General features: G+C 45.8%; 14 protein-coding genes and 4 tRNA genes. 6 read left to right on the top strand and 12 right to left on the bottom strand.

What is annotated here, in order from left to right:
• Positions 1-17: 17 nt before the first annotated feature.
• Both I8U18_RS02270 and I8U18_RS02265 read right to left on the bottom strand, forming a co-directional pair.
• On the bottom strand, positions 18-1,196 hold the full coding sequence (locus tag I8U18_RS02270) for a DUF819 family protein (protein WP_198064438.1): 1,179 nt from the start codon (positions 1,194-1,196) through the stop codon (positions 18-20).
• 110 nt (positions 1,197-1,306) lie between these two features.
• Positions 1,307-2,512: an ATP-grasp domain-containing protein gene (locus I8U18_RS02265; protein ID WP_033100201.1), complete on the bottom strand. Its 1,206-nt coding sequence runs from the start codon at positions 2,510-2,512 to the stop codon at positions 1,307-1,309.
• 654 nt (positions 2,513-3,166) lie between these two features.
• On the opposite strand from I8U18_RS02265, the gene I8U18_RS02260 reads away from it, so the two are divergent.
• The gene (locus I8U18_RS02260) at positions 3,167-3,316 is read left to right on the top strand and encodes a hypothetical protein (RefSeq protein ID WP_160173820.1); all 150 of its coding nucleotides are present in this window, start codon (positions 3,167-3,169) and stop codon (positions 3,314-3,316) included.
• 37 nt (positions 3,317-3,353) lie between these two features.
• Entirely contained in the window at positions 3,354-4,256 is a 903-nt protein-coding gene (locus I8U18_RS02255) for a prohibitin family protein (RefSeq protein WP_198064437.1), read from the top strand.
• A 135-nt stretch (positions 4,257-4,391) separates the two neighbouring features.
• Here the strand turns inward: I8U18_RS02255 and I8U18_RS02250 are convergent, their stop codons facing one another.
• Positions 4,392-6,578 carry an RNA ligase gene (locus tag I8U18_RS02250; RefSeq protein WP_198059871.1) on the bottom strand — a complete coding sequence of 729 codons (2,187 nt, stop codon included), beginning with the start codon at positions 6,576-6,578 and terminating at the stop codon, positions 4,392-4,394.
• Between the two features lie 359 nt (positions 6,579-6,937).
• Here I8U18_RS02250 and I8U18_RS02245 point away from each other — a divergent pair, with 359 nt between their 5' ends.
• The gene (locus I8U18_RS02245) at positions 6,938-7,144 is read left to right on the top strand and encodes a helix-turn-helix transcriptional regulator (RefSeq protein WP_033100198.1); all 207 of its coding nucleotides are present in this window, start codon (positions 6,938-6,940) and stop codon (positions 7,142-7,144) included.
• 644 nt (positions 7,145-7,788) lie between these two features.
• Here the strand turns inward: I8U18_RS02245 and I8U18_RS02240 are convergent.
• The 6 genes from I8U18_RS02240 to I8U18_RS02215 all read right to left on the bottom strand — a co-directional run bounded on the left by I8U18_RS02240 (position 7,789) and on the right by I8U18_RS02215 (position 9,159).
• Positions 7,789-7,863, bottom strand: a tRNA-Val gene (locus I8U18_RS02240).
• A gap of 27 nt (positions 7,864-7,890) precedes the next feature.
• Positions 7,891-7,966, bottom strand: a tRNA-Ile gene (locus tag I8U18_RS02235).
• 10 nt (positions 7,967-7,976) lie between these two features.
• Positions 7,977-8,053 (bottom strand) — tRNA-Asp (locus I8U18_RS02230).
• 4 nt (positions 8,054-8,057) lie between these two features.
• Positions 8,058-8,133 (bottom strand) — tRNA-Met (locus tag I8U18_RS02225).
• Between the two features lie 71 nt (positions 8,134-8,204).
• Positions 8,205-8,384 (bottom strand): hypothetical protein, encoded by a 180-nt coding sequence (locus I8U18_RS02220; protein WP_198055345.1) that lies wholly within the window; start codon positions 8,382-8,384, stop codon positions 8,205-8,207.
• A 235-nt stretch (positions 8,385-8,619) separates the two neighbouring features.
• Positions 8,620-9,159 carry a phosphatidylglycerophosphatase A family protein gene (locus I8U18_RS02215; RefSeq protein WP_033100194.1) on the bottom strand — a complete coding sequence of 180 codons (540 nt, stop codon included), beginning with the start codon at positions 9,157-9,159 and terminating at the stop codon, positions 8,620-8,622.
• Between the two features lie 235 nt (positions 9,160-9,394).
• On the opposite strand from I8U18_RS02215, the gene I8U18_RS02210 reads away from it, so the two are divergent.
• A complete protein-coding gene (locus I8U18_RS02210; RefSeq protein WP_033101798.1) occupies positions 9,395-9,907 on the top strand; it encodes a 2'-5' RNA ligase family protein in 513 nt (170 codons plus the stop codon).
• A gap of 21 nt (positions 9,908-9,928) precedes the next feature.
• Positions 9,929-10,363: a GNAT family N-acetyltransferase gene (locus I8U18_RS02205; protein WP_198059861.1), complete on the top strand. Its 435-nt coding sequence runs from the start codon at positions 9,929-9,931 to the stop codon at positions 10,361-10,363.
• On the opposite strand, the gene I8U18_RS02200 is transcribed toward I8U18_RS02205, so the two are convergent.
• Positions 10,360-11,205, bottom strand: coding sequence for a PHP domain-containing protein (locus I8U18_RS02200; protein ID WP_033101673.1), 846 nt, complete (start codon positions 11,203-11,205; stop codon positions 10,360-10,362). The genes I8U18_RS02205 and I8U18_RS02200 overlap by 4 nt on opposite strands.
• Before the next feature lie 19 nt (positions 11,206-11,224).
• Positions 11,225-11,872 (bottom strand): hypothetical protein, encoded by a 648-nt coding sequence (locus I8U18_RS02195; RefSeq protein WP_198055343.1) that lies wholly within the window; start codon positions 11,870-11,872, stop codon positions 11,225-11,227.
• Positions 11,873-12,034: 162 nt separating this feature from the next.
• On the opposite strand from I8U18_RS02195, the gene I8U18_RS02190 reads away from it, so the two are divergent.
• Positions 12,035-12,367, top strand: a complete 333-nt coding sequence (locus I8U18_RS02190; protein ID WP_033101675.1) for a hypothetical protein — start codon at positions 12,035-12,037, stop codon at positions 12,365-12,367.
• 52 nt (positions 12,368-12,419) lie between these two features.
• On the opposite strand, the gene I8U18_RS02185 is transcribed toward I8U18_RS02190, so the two are convergent.
• Positions 12,420-12,641 carry a hypothetical protein gene (locus I8U18_RS02185; protein WP_033101676.1) on the bottom strand — a complete coding sequence of 74 codons (222 nt, stop codon included), beginning with the start codon at positions 12,639-12,641 and terminating at the stop codon, positions 12,420-12,422.
• Between the last annotated feature and the right edge of the window lie 10 nt (positions 12,642-12,651).

The raw sequence follows: 12,651 nt of genomic DNA, 5'->3' as shown, positions 1-12,651 counted from the left end.
ATCGGGGGTATTTCTCATTAATGGAGAAGCAACTTCACCCAATTCCCGACAGCGATCCCGGCATAGTTTCCAATCGCATAGCCGAGCAACCCCATCAACACGCCCGGTGTGATCAGTGAAACCCACCGTTTGGATGAGGCCAGCGCCAGAGCGGTGGAAGGTCCGCCAACAGTAGCCTGGCTCGCCACAGCCAGCACTTCGACATCAATTTTGAACCAATTGCCAAAGCCAAAGACGATGAAGGCATGAATCCCTACCAATATCACCAGGAACAAAAAGACAACCGGCCCTTTGTCAACCAGAGTGCTGAGAATGGTTCCCGCGCCCATCGTGGCAAAGAAAAAATGCAATAAAAAATTGCCCCACTCTGCTCCTCCGTTTACCCTGTTCATCGGTGTAAACAGGGTGATCAGAATGGCAAAAGTCGTATACCAGATAACCGATGGAATTTCAAATCCGATCCCTTTGTTGATAATGGGCGCCAGCCAGTCGGATACAGCCACAACCACAAAAGCGACTGCAGCCAGGATAACCATGTCGTAAATGGAAATTTCCTTCTTTTTCTGATAATCTTCTTCCGCTTTCTCCACATGGCGGCCCGGCTGGTAAACGGAGGAATAATATTTGCGCAACAAACTCGGCAGAATCGCCGTCGCCACCATCCACAGATTTGTCATGATATTATCGGCCGCCGCACCTGTCGCATACATCGACTGGGAAGTATGAAACGCTGCCCCCACGGCTGCATAATTGACTCCGCCGCCAATATAACTGGCACAAAATTGCCCGGCAATCTTCCACGCTTCCGCCCCGATGCCATCCGCTGTCACCCAAACGCCGATGATCGCCCCGACCGCGGTTCCCAAAGAAGCCAAAGCAAACGAAATCAACGCCGGTTTTCCCATATGGCGCAAACTTTTCAGATCAGCGGATAGCAAGAGCAAGACGATGGAGAGCGGGACGCAATAATCATTGGCAAATTCATAAACCGGATTTAAATCGTCCGGATTTTGGGCAATCGACGGAGGAATAATGCCGAGATTTACCAAAATCGCCCCTCCGGAAATCACCAAAATCGCGGTTCCCAAGTAGGAAAAAAAGCGAAAACATCGATCCAGCCAGAAGGAGATCGCGATTAAAACGGCAAGAACTGCGGCTACCCCTGCCGGATTCATGATCAGGGCTGTTTTTGTCACAAGTACTCCTCCTTGGTGAAAATTTTTATACAATTCTATAATAGAAGTGCAATTTTTACAAATAAAACAGAAGGCCATTTGACTGGCCTTCCTTTCCCCTGCTGCTTTTTTCAGTTCCAAACCCATTTTTGCTCAACTAGCCGGGCACTTTCTTCCAACCGGCTATATACCTGTGCCTCCGAGTCGCCGCATACTACCAGCGTAATCGCATAATCGACGCTGGTATGCGCACCGGTAAAATATTGTCCGGGTCTGGCCAACACCCGATATTCCGTCACCCAGTCCGGAAAATCCTCCCGCCGTGGCGCCAGGCGAAAAACCCCGTGTTTGGGCGGAATCCCGATAAAACCAAACTGGGTTTTCGGCCCTTCCCGTCTGGCGACACGCTCGGGAACATCAACGCTTAACCCGCATTGCGCCTGTATGGAAAGCTTGGTCAGATCCACATCAAATGCTTGCCGGTATTCTTCACAAATGCGTGATCCGCCCGTGCGGCAGGCGATCTCACACAAAACCAGTTCATCCTGCGGTGTATGGAAAACTTCGGCATGAAAAGTGGTATGAGTCGGGGTGGGCAAAGTTCGCAAAACCGAGGAAACATAAGATTGCAAACGGGCTGTCAAGGGGTTTTCTGGAGATAAAAGATAACTTCCCAAATATTTTCCTTCCTGAAAAGCCAAACAATGATTCAGATACTTTGAAGGCCAGATGAGCTTGATCTGTCCATTCAGTACCAATCCGTCAATATGATACATTTCCCCTTCGATATATTCCTCCACTTCCAGGTGCGGGCTTAATCCATGGGCCAGGTACTCCATCGTATCCTGATCCGAATCCAAAACCGTCGTGTTGCGAGAACCCATTCCGTCAACCGGTTTAACGACCACCGGATATCCCTGCTCTTCAATAAATTCGTAAAGATCGACGACAGAATCAACGCGCTGGAAAGCCGGGACGCGAATTCGGGCCGCACTCAGGATCTCTTTCATCTTCACCTTATCGCGAAAGGCAATCGCGCTTTGCAACGATTGGCCTTCTAAGCCAAAATAATGGCGAACATAGGCTGCGCGCAAAATATCCCTCTCCGCCGTCGCGATCACCCGTCTGTAAGGTGACTGCTTGTACAATTGCAAAGCTGTAAACTCGACGGAATTGTTAAAATCATAACGATCGAAAGCAAATACCTGTTTAAAGCCGTGAAAATCCTTGCCTAGCTGATCTGACGTCAATAAAAACAAATCTTCGTTCAGGTCCTCCAACCACTTTTCATAAGGAGCATCATAATAAGGCAGACGATTAAAAATTAAAATGCTCAAGGAACTTCCCCCTTTTTGGTATCAGAAGATCTTCGGTGAGAGTCGGGAAGTAAATCCATCCGTCCGAAATCCGGCGGCTGACCGGTCGTGCCTTTCCGTCTGAGAGGACCTCACATTCCAGTTCAAAAAAGTTGTTCTTTTTAATATTATAAAATACATAATTTTGTGTCAATAAAATCATTAATAATCAATAATTTTTATCATCCCGGATATTCCATTAAAGATGGGCATTTCCACAACGATTTCCATTAAAAAAAATCAGCCTCATTTATTATAAAATTTACAAAATGCCGATTTCTTTTTTAACAAATGAAAAAGCCGAAATCAGCATGAACAGACAGTCGAACAAAAACTGCGCCGGCTAAACCGCGGTCGAAACAAGGGGATTTCCGGGCAGCCAGCTTCCATCCAAAACGAAGAAAACATGGAATGTGCCATTAGGCCCGCTTTCGGATCGACCCTGCCATGATTTCAAATCAAGACTATGGCCTCTACCTTATTCCCTCCCATTTGACAAGCAGTTTTTTATGAATTTTTTATGACAACGTCTCTTCTGGCAGGTATTATTCTCTGCAACATATAATTAATTTATTGTAATATGTTTTTATTTATAAATAACCAAGGAGGCAAATCGCCCCGGAAAAGAGGAAAAGCATGGCTGCATTATTGATCATCTTTATCCTGTGCGTTTTGCTCATTTTGCTCATCCCCTACTACGAAAAGATCGGAAATTGGGTAATCAGAGTTCTGACCCCCAAAAGCAAACAGGATGAGAACCATCCTGATAAACCGGAAGAGCAATAGAAATGAAATCGAAAAAACTAGATTGAGGTGGAAGAAAATGACCCCGATTGTTCGCGGAAGTGGAAAAAAGCGATGGATTGGCTTTATTGCAGTGCTGATCGGGATGTCCTTTCTGCTTATCCTGATCGCTAATTGCACAGCCGTCGTTGAACCAGGTTATAAAGGAGTGGTATTCAGCCTGAATGGCGGCCTGAAACAAACAGTGCTTGACCAGGGACTGCGATTCCACTGGCCTTGGGAGAGCGTGACCCAGTACCCGGTCTCCACGGAAACCGTCTATCTGACCAAAAATCCGCATGAAGGAAAAACAAGGGATGGATCCATAGATGTCAATACCTCGGACGGCAAATCCGTCAACGTGGATGTCGTTTATTCGTATCATATGGAGCCGGATAAATTGCCGCATATCTTCACCAAATTCCGCCGGCGCGAGGCCCCAGATATCGAAGACACCTATATGAAAATCCAACTCAAAACGGTAATGCAATCGGTCACGACCAAATACAGCGTCCTCGGCGTCTACTCCGAACATCGCGAGGAAGTGACGAAAGAAATTGAAAAAAACCTCGGCGATATTCTTAAAAAAGACGGAATTATCCTGGAAAGCTTCTCCCTGTCGGATGTGCGGATCGATTCCAACACGCTGAAAACGATCCAGGCCATCGCTGATGCGCAAAACCGCCAGGAATATTTGAAACGGGAAGAAGCCAATAAAAAACAGGAAGTGATCAATAACAAAATTGAAGCCGAAGGCAAGAAACAAGTGGCGATCATCCAGGCACAGGGACAGGCCGAGGCCAACCGCATTCTGGAACAATCGCTCACTCCGGCCATTGTCCAGTACGAATGGATCAAGAAATGGGATGGCAAAATGCCGACCGTCCAAGGCGGCGCAAGCCCGCTCATCCAGATCCCTTCTGCGGCCGGCGAGAAAAAATAGTCCGTTTGCCCCGCTTTATTGGCGGGGTTTATTTTCTTTTCCGCAGGATCCGGAACATCGCCAAAACCACCTTGGCGAGACAATCCGGCAGAGGATTGCCCCCTGCCATCTCATCCCAAAAGCCGGACGGCCTTTTTAAACACAGGAAAATTCACCAACCTCCCGATAAAATTGATCCCGAAGCTGAATAATGCTTGCGTTCTTGATATCCTCCATTTCCTGTGTTTTCAGCCAGTTGTAAAACTGTATGTGAAGAGGAGTATAGAGACGCCCGTGATCAATCTTGCGCCCATGCTTGTGTGCCATCGCCTCTTTCACTCCTCTCATCTGTTTCCAGAAGAGATAATAAGGGAGCTTTAACTTGGTCATAAATCCTTTGGCGTCTTCAATGACATAACCCTCTTCTTCAATGGAATAGTCGGAAGTGATTTTTTTGTACCAGGAGTAGAAGTCGAGCCAGCTGTCAAAAGTGGTGACCAATTCCTTCGTCGGAATATGAAAGGTCTGACCAAGCTCTTTTACTTCATGAAAAGGCAATTTGTTATAAGCAGGAGTACGATAAACAACATCAAGCAAAATCAACTGATCTCTGTCATACTTGATGATGTGAGGATCTTTTTCGGGAAGAATCACTTCAAATACAAAGCTGAACCCCTCTTTCAGCTTTTCTTCCATACTTTTGATTGTTTCGTCATTGCATGTTTGATAAAAAAGCTCTTTAAACCATTCGGCAAATGGCCCTCTCAGCTCGGATTTGGACGAAAAAACCAATTGCCCCGCTTCCGAATCATATCCCAACATTCCCAAATAGCCGTTTGGCTTTGTATAAACGGAAACGGGAAACTGCAGAGTTTCTGCCAAACGGGCCAGCTTTGTTTCCGGCCTCTCATTGATATTGAAAAATTTATTGTAGGATCGATTGACGATCTCTTTTGTCTTTTTGTTGATAAAAAGACCGCGCGCTCTCACATTCACTGTATCCCAAGCGGCCTTCTGAAAAGCCTTTCTTGAAAAGTTGTAAGAGTAAATGTTCTCTGCCACTTGTTTTTCCTGAATCAATTTGTGATTCGTCATGTATTCCAACAACGTTTCAACGGTCAGCTTATTTTCTTGAAGAGACTCAGGAATATGTTTTTCTTGTTTAAGATAGTTGTTATTTTTTATTTCAATGGGATGAAATCCGTCTGGAGTCAATGTCACTACACGAAGATGACCACCATGCTCAACTTGTCCTTCCAGATTGAAAGATCGAATGGCAGCAGAAACAGGCAGACGATACAAGTTCCGATGCCCGTGAATTTGATAAAATTGCTTCCCGGTATTCCGATCCCAGATCTCATCAATATCCAAATCGAAAGTTCCGGCTCCGTCAATGATCTGCTCAGCAGATATAAACATTAAATTCCCTGGCAAAGCCGACAGACCACCATGGGTGACCAATACCGTTTTATCATGATAAGTATAATAAGCGAGGACGCGTAAACGACGGTAGAACAGACGAAGATCTTTCTTGCTGATGCCGGCTTTTTCGAGATCGGGAAGGGTTCTTTCTTTGAATTCTTTGGATCCGATTTCTTCCCCGTTTGCATAGGACCAGATATAACGTTCATGATTCCCTTCGATCAGAATGACGTTTGGCTGGTTGTATATCTCCAGCATCAGCTTCATCACTTCCGCGTTTTGAGGGCCACGGTCCAAAAAGTCGCCTAAAAAGATATAAAGCTCATCTTCTTTCAGGCCATCTTTGAGATATTCCGCCAAAGCATCATAGCACCCGTGAATATCGCCAATATGGTGAATTTTCCTCCATTTGGAAAAGTCAAGAGGCTTAAACCGGATAAAGTCATCAAAATCCGCAGGCTGAACGACTTGTACCCACCCGGGAACAGATAGCTGCTGATAGCGTTCATATATCTTCATGATTTGAAGCTCGGGAACACGTTTGTAAACAGGCCGTTCTAAATTTTGGCGCAACAAAATATCCAACGGAACCTTGGAGAAATCCACAACGGCACAACGATATCGATACTTTTGACAAAGTTCCTTGTATTGATTAATGGCAGAAGCTGTCGAATGCGTGGCATCCACAATGGTAAAGTCCCCACGCTTCATCCTTTCTTCCAATACCCGGAACAGGAACTCCCATACAACTTTATCATTTGCCGATGTGATCTGGGTTACGCCATCTTTGGTAAGAACCGGATTCTGATACATAACACGAATGGTATCAGGTGACAACGTGTATGGTTCAAGTCCTTTTTCTTTTATAAATGTACTTTTTCCGGCTCCCGGAGCCCCCATCATGAGCACTAATTGCCGCATCGATTATTCTCCTATCGATTGATGTAAATGAGTGATAAGAAAAAACGTCCAAATCTATATTAAACCCTTTTCCCATCCAACGAAAGCGGCTTTGTGCTCCTGTGAATCCTCTTCATTTCGTCTCCTTTTCACCCCGTATTCTCCCCCAAATAAAACCTGTGCGGCACCTGTGCATCTAATGTTGTTGAACACCGGATCATTCATCTGAAACAATGGAACGGCTCCAACCACGATTTCCTTGATAATTCAACAGGCATGCCCCGGTGTTTTGTAAGAAAAAATGTAAATAATTCTTTACATCTATACATCTTGGGGTTATATTCAAAATGTAAACAATGTTTTACATTTCAGGTGATTTTATGGTTACCAATCGTATTCTGGAGTTAAGGAAGAAAAAGCAAATATCTCAACTCAAGTTGGCACAAGATCTCGGTATTACCAGGCAAACGGTTCATGCGATTGAAAAAAATAAGTACAATCCCAGTTTAGAGCTGGCACTTCGTATTGCTAAATACTTTAACAAACAAGTTGAAGAGATATTTTGGTTAAAGGAGGATCAAAGATGAAAACAATTATTTTTTTGGGGGTCTCCTTGGTGTATTCTTTGCTTTTTTTATTGTCAGTCTTGTCAAACAACAATTTAACTGGGGTATTTTAACAGGTCTTCTAGCCGGGCTTATTGCGGCTGAGCTTTATCGATACTTCCGCTTTACACGAACAAACTCCCCCGAACTTGATGAAAGAGTACGATTTCTAATGGGGAAATCTCAAAAATAATTTTGACTCTATCCTATTTTCTGTTTTTTTGCCTATATGGTTGTGAAAAAGTATATTTATCATGAAACAATGATACAAATTGACTACTTATTGGTTTATGTAGTTAGTACATTTTTTATTTGTTCTTTAATAACATTGTTCATAAAGAGAAACTGACCAGCGTTTTACCAAAACAATGTTTGCTTAATAAATACGAAAGATATTTAAGCCTCATTTGAAATGAAAACACAAACGGTTTTCTTTTTTAAACTCCGGACCCGTTCCGTACAACATCAGCTTCTGGATCGTTATAAATTGTATGTTCATGTGGAACAGGTTATCAAAACCTAGCTCTAAATGTAGTAGCCTTGCCTTAACAAAAAGGATTTGAGCAAGCACACCTAAAAATATCAAAAAGCCGCTCCCCATACGGGAAACGGCTTTTCTTACAATTTGGTGGGCAGTATAGGAATCGAACCTACGACCTCTTCCGTGTCAAGGAAGCGCTCTCCCTCTGAGCTAACTGCCCATGTTTGATATGTATGGATGGGAAAATTGGTGGGCCCAACAGGACTCGAACCTGTGACCGATCGGTTATGAGCCGACTGCTCTACCAACTGAGCTATAGGCCCAACCAGAAAGTGGCGGAGCTGACGGGATTCGAACCCGCGATCTCCTGCGTGACAGGCAGGCATGTTAGGCCTCTACACCACAGCTCCAAGTTGGTTGCGGGGGCAGGACTTGAACCTGCGACCTTCGGGTTATGAGCCCGACGAGCTACCGACTGCTCCACCCCGCGGCAATTTGTCATTTCATCATCAGCGACATTTAATACTATACAATAATTTTTTTTCAGGCGCAAGGGTTTTTTTAAGATTTTTTTCTCCAGATATAACGAACCCCGTATCGACCTCGTTTGGAACGGAAAACTTCCACAGTCTCCGGACTGTCGTACCCGTAGAGCCACCAATCCTCTTCCATGCGTGCAGCCAGGCAGCGCGCCTGAAAGCGGCTATCATACAATTTAGCCCAATAAACCCATTTTCCCATGATTGCATCCTCCTCTTTTTCTCTATTTTTTCACTCCTCTTTGGATTTCATGCCTTTTTGGGGATGCGCACATTTTGCGTCAGAGCGAAAGCCTCCCGTTCCCGGATGCATATGATGTACGGAAACAAGCGATTCGCTTGTGAAGGCATCCAGCCTGACATGTTCCCTCCTCAAGCCCGGTTTTTTCGGGCTGATGAGAAAGACCCCGGACTCAGCGGGGTCTTTTTTTCTTGCTTTAATTCGCCGCACGTCTGTGTTCTTCCGCTGCTTCCTCTTCATCCCTCAGCCGATGGGCCAGACGGCTCGCAGCAGAAGCGGCAATGCTGGCAACAAGATCATCCATAAAGGTATGCACGGGACCATCCGGACCGTATTTTTTCGTGTCCAACTGGCGAATGATTCCGATTTTATGTTTGTCCAAATGGCCGAAGGTGGTAACCGCGATGCTCCCATACCCGAACACCGATCCCAGAGCCAGTGTCTCATCACAGCCGAACAATCCTTCATCACTGCGGACAAGGCTCAGTAAAGGTTCAGACAGCAGGTTTTCCTCGGCAAGCCTGTCCAGTTCAGCCCCCACGAGAATGGCATGTTGAACTTCTCTTTTTTGCAAAACGGCTAATACGCTTTCCATACAGATCTCCAGGGTGAGATCAGGCTTATAGGGAAGCTGCATTTCCCGAACGATTTCCGCAATCGCTTCAATGGTGATCCCGCGTTGTTGCAGGCGGTCGAGTGCGGCCATTTTTACTTCTTTGCTGTGTACTCTCCGCATCGGTTTCCCTCCGTTTTATTCGGCGATCAAAATTTTTATATCCTCTTTTTTCCTTGTTGAAACCTGAAATCGAAATAATAGAGATTTTAGTCAGGCGAAACCTTGCTAAGTCTTTTCAACATCGAGAACCCGGATGATTTACCAGCAAACCAGCAATTAGATGCTTTCTTTGCTGAGAAAAGTTATAATAATAATATGTGGCTATTTTTACCCATCAACTAAAGGAGGTATGTTGATGTACTACGGAATTGCAATATTTCCACAAAAACGTGTCCAAGACCTGGTCAATTCTTACCGCAAACGGTATGATCCCCACTACGCCTTGATTCCTCCGCACATCACGCTGAAAGAAAAGTTTGAGCTGTCCGATGATAAATTGGAGAAAACAGTGGCCGACCTGGAGAAAATAGCCAAACAAATGAAAGCGTTTAAAGTCCGTTTTCACAAGGTCAGCCATTTTCATCCTACAAGCAATACCATTTACCTTGCCATTGATCATGAAGAGCCGATAGTCGAGTTGCACAATCAGATCGAGCAGCTGTTTGAACCAGTCGAAGCCCCTTACGATTATATCCCCCATCTGACGATTGGCCAAAAGATGTCCGAAGACGAATTGCACGACGTTTACGGAAGCTTGCGCATGCGCAAATTTGAGCTGGAAACGCTGATTGATCGCTTCCATCTTCTCTACCAATTGGAAAACGGCTCCTGGAGTATTTATCAAACATTTTTATTAGCCAAACAATAAAAGACGGAAAGGAGTTCCAACTTGTCCATTGAGATAAAAACAGTTGAATCAGAAACAGAATTGCAGCAAGCTTTCTCCATCCGCCGCACCGTCTTCATTCACGAGCAAAAGGTGCCCGAGGATTTGGAAATGGATGAGTGGGAACAGTCGGCCACCCATTTTCTCGCTCTGGAAGACGGGAAACCCATCGGTACCTGCCGTCTGCGCTGGATCAGCAGCCAGGAGGCGAAAGTGGAGAGAGTGGCCGTTCTCGCCCATAAACGGAACACAGGGGCAGGCCGAAAGTTGATGCTGGCCGTGGAAGAAACGGCCCGGCTGAAGGAGGCCCGCGCCATTCGTCTGAACGCCCAAATCCAGGTGGTTCCCTTTTATGAGAAATTAGGGTACCGGACAAATGGCGCTCCCTTCTTTGAAGCCGGGATTGAACATATTCCCATGATCAAAGAGCTGAATTAACGCTGCTTTTGCGCCGCTTGTCTCAGCAGTTCCACCACGGATACATCCGTCGTGCAAGTACCGAGCGGTGCATGATACATGGAACCATTTCTCTCGCCATGAAAATCTGATCCCGCAGTTGCGATCAGCCCGAAAGCTTTCGCCATCTCCCGGTATTTTTCTTTTGCATCCTCAGGATGGTCGGGATGATTTACTTCGATTCCGTCCAATCCTTTTGAAACAAGCAGCGGGATAAGGTCGTCTTGCTCATATAATCCTGGGTGGGCAAGAACGGCCGCACCTCCGCTGGCATGAATCAGCTCGATTGCGGCAAACGGGGAAATCCGTTCCGGTGTCGCGTATGCTTTGCCGTCTTTGCCGAGATATTGGTCAAATGCTTCATCCATGGTATGTACAATCCCTTTGTCGATCAGAACTTCGGCGATATGCGGACGACCCACATTCAGATCCTTGCCCTTTCCTTTTTTCTTTTCCATCACCTCTTCCATCGTGATGGAGATCCCAAGCTGGTTCAAATTGTTGATGATCATGCGATTCCGTTCTTTCCGCTTATTGCGCTGTTCCTCCAATTTATTCAGCAGATGAGGATGATCCGGAATCACAAACAATCCGAGCATATGAATTTCTTTCCCCTGCCACAAAGTGCTGATCTCCACTCCCGGCACAACCGTTATTCCCCGTTTCTCCCCTTCAGCCAACGCTTCTTCCACACCGGCCACCGTATCGTGATCCGTGATCCCGACCGCTGCCAGTCCGGCACTTTCTGCCAATCGCACCACATCCCTGGGTGAGAAAAGTCCGTCAGAAGCAGTACTGTGCGAATGAAAATCTACCTTTGCCATTGATTCTCCCTCCTCGATGTTAAAACAGATCGCGAAACAGCGCCATACCTTCCCTCTGCATAAAAATCCGGCACGAAAACGCACTTTGGGCAAGGCGGGATCTTAACCAGGCAATCTTCTCTTCCGCCTGCCTGATCGACAGCGGAACGACCGGCCCGAGCAACAAAAACTTCACTCCTACCTTGACAGGACGCACGAATGCATAATCGACGTCCCGTGCCTGATGCGGCCAGTCCTCGCGGGAAACGGAAAAACGCGGAATCTCCTCCCTCCACTCTGTCAAATGGCAATACTTCTGATCGCGTTTGATTCTAAAAATGGAAAAGTAAGAAGCAATCAGGGTGGAAACATACTCCCATTCTTCCTCTTCAATTTCCGATTCCCGAACGGCCCTTTCGACCACGCGCTCTCTTTGCACATTTACATAATCAAATAAAAACCAGGATTGAAAAACCCTCTCCGGCAAAGAAACCAGGGATGTCTCCTTCCCCCTGCGGTATCCCGTCAAAGTGCCGAATACGTACAGCGCCCGCATTTTCTCGCGAAACGAAATTGTCTTCTCCGCATAAACTTCGATTTGACCCAGCAGTTTAAAAAACGATTCTTCCTTTTTCTTCTGCCACTCATCTCTCCAAGATAAAAAAGGAATCGGTTGATCTCCGGCCATGGGCAAAACGATCTCTCCCTTTCCCCTTTTTCTACTTCAATTTATCATAAAATCATATAATCTCGCATAAAATTAACTGCTTCCTTCCACTTTGAAAAATGGGGATTGTTCATCCCGAAAAAGGGGTATGCAATTGGTAACCACTTGTAAGGAGGGTTTTTCGTGAAGTTAAGAATGAAAGCGCTTGCGGGAATTTCTTGTCCTGACCACAAAATGGATCGGATTTTAAAAGCCCAAGGTTTTCGTTCGTCACACAATCAGCCGCCCGTCTACAATATGGAAATCAGAGATGCCGCTTCGGGAGGCACTTACCGCCTTACCCTCCCTACTTCATTCAAGAAAAAAGAACACAGGACAAAATATTTGGGATTGGACACCCCGACCATTAAGCTGCAATCCCCGATGAACAGCAAATTTGAATCATTCGTACCTGAGCCGGTCGTAACCGCTGTATGGGGGAAAATAGAAGAAATCGCTTCTTATTTGAAATCTTAACGCGCGAGAAAAGAGCACCCGTTGCAGGCGGGTGCTCTTGTACACTCAACAATCAAGTACGTTCCTTGATCTCCTGTTTGATCTGTTCCGCCAGTTCATTCGGGTTTCCTGCGAACGAACGGGATTGTTTGTCCACACCTAACTCTTTGCTGATCTCGTTCATCATCTCTTCTACTTTTTCACCTTGTCCGCCGGGATTTTGTCCGGCTTTTGCCTGACCAGTCCGTTTCTCTTCATTTCCCTTACCGCGAAACAAGTTCAAAAAGCGGAACATAAGAAGATCC

It is taken from the genome of Thermoactinomyces sp. CICC 10522, assembly GCF_016055075.1.
Taxonomy (GTDB): domain Bacteria; phylum Bacillota; class Bacilli; order Thermoactinomycetales; family Thermoactinomycetaceae; genus Thermoactinomyces_A; species Thermoactinomyces_A daqus.
This window is presented reverse-complemented; position numbering and strand designations above follow the sequence as displayed.

Coding starts and splice junctions, on each gene's coding strand:
- I8U18_RS02260 (WP_160173820.1), top strand. CDS start 3,167: ATGGCTGCATTATTGATCATCTTTATCCTGTGCGTTTTGCTCATTTTG.
- I8U18_RS02255 (WP_198064437.1), top strand. CDS start 3,354: ATGACCCCGATTGTTCGCGGAAGTGGAAAAAAGCGATGGATTGGCTTT.
- I8U18_RS02250 (WP_198059871.1), bottom strand. CDS start 6,578: ATGCGGCAATTAGTGCTCATGATGGGGGCTCCGGGAGCCGGAAAAAGT.
- I8U18_RS02245 (WP_033100198.1), top strand. CDS start 6,938: ATGGTTACCAATCGTATTCTGGAGTTAAGGAAGAAAAAGCAAATATCT.
- I8U18_RS02220 (WP_198055345.1), bottom strand. CDS start 8,384: ATGGGAAAATGGGTTTATTGGGCTAAATTGTATGATAGCCGCTTTCAG.
- I8U18_RS02215 (WP_033100194.1), bottom strand. CDS start 9,159: ATGCGGAGAGTACACAGCAAAGAAGTAAAAATGGCCGCACTCGACCGC.
- I8U18_RS02210 (WP_033101798.1), top strand. CDS start 9,395: ATGTACTACGGAATTGCAATATTTCCACAAAAACGTGTCCAAGACCTG.
- I8U18_RS02200 (WP_033101673.1), bottom strand. CDS start 11,205: ATGGCAAAGGTAGATTTTCATTCGCACAGTACTGCTTCTGACGGACTT.
- I8U18_RS02195 (WP_198055343.1), bottom strand. CDS start 11,872: ATGGCCGGAGATCAACCGATTCCTTTTTTATCTTGGAGAGATGAGTGG.
- I8U18_RS02185 (WP_033101676.1), bottom strand. CDS start 12,641: ATGTTCCGCTTTTTGAACTTGTTTCGCGGTAAGGGAAATGAAGAGAAA.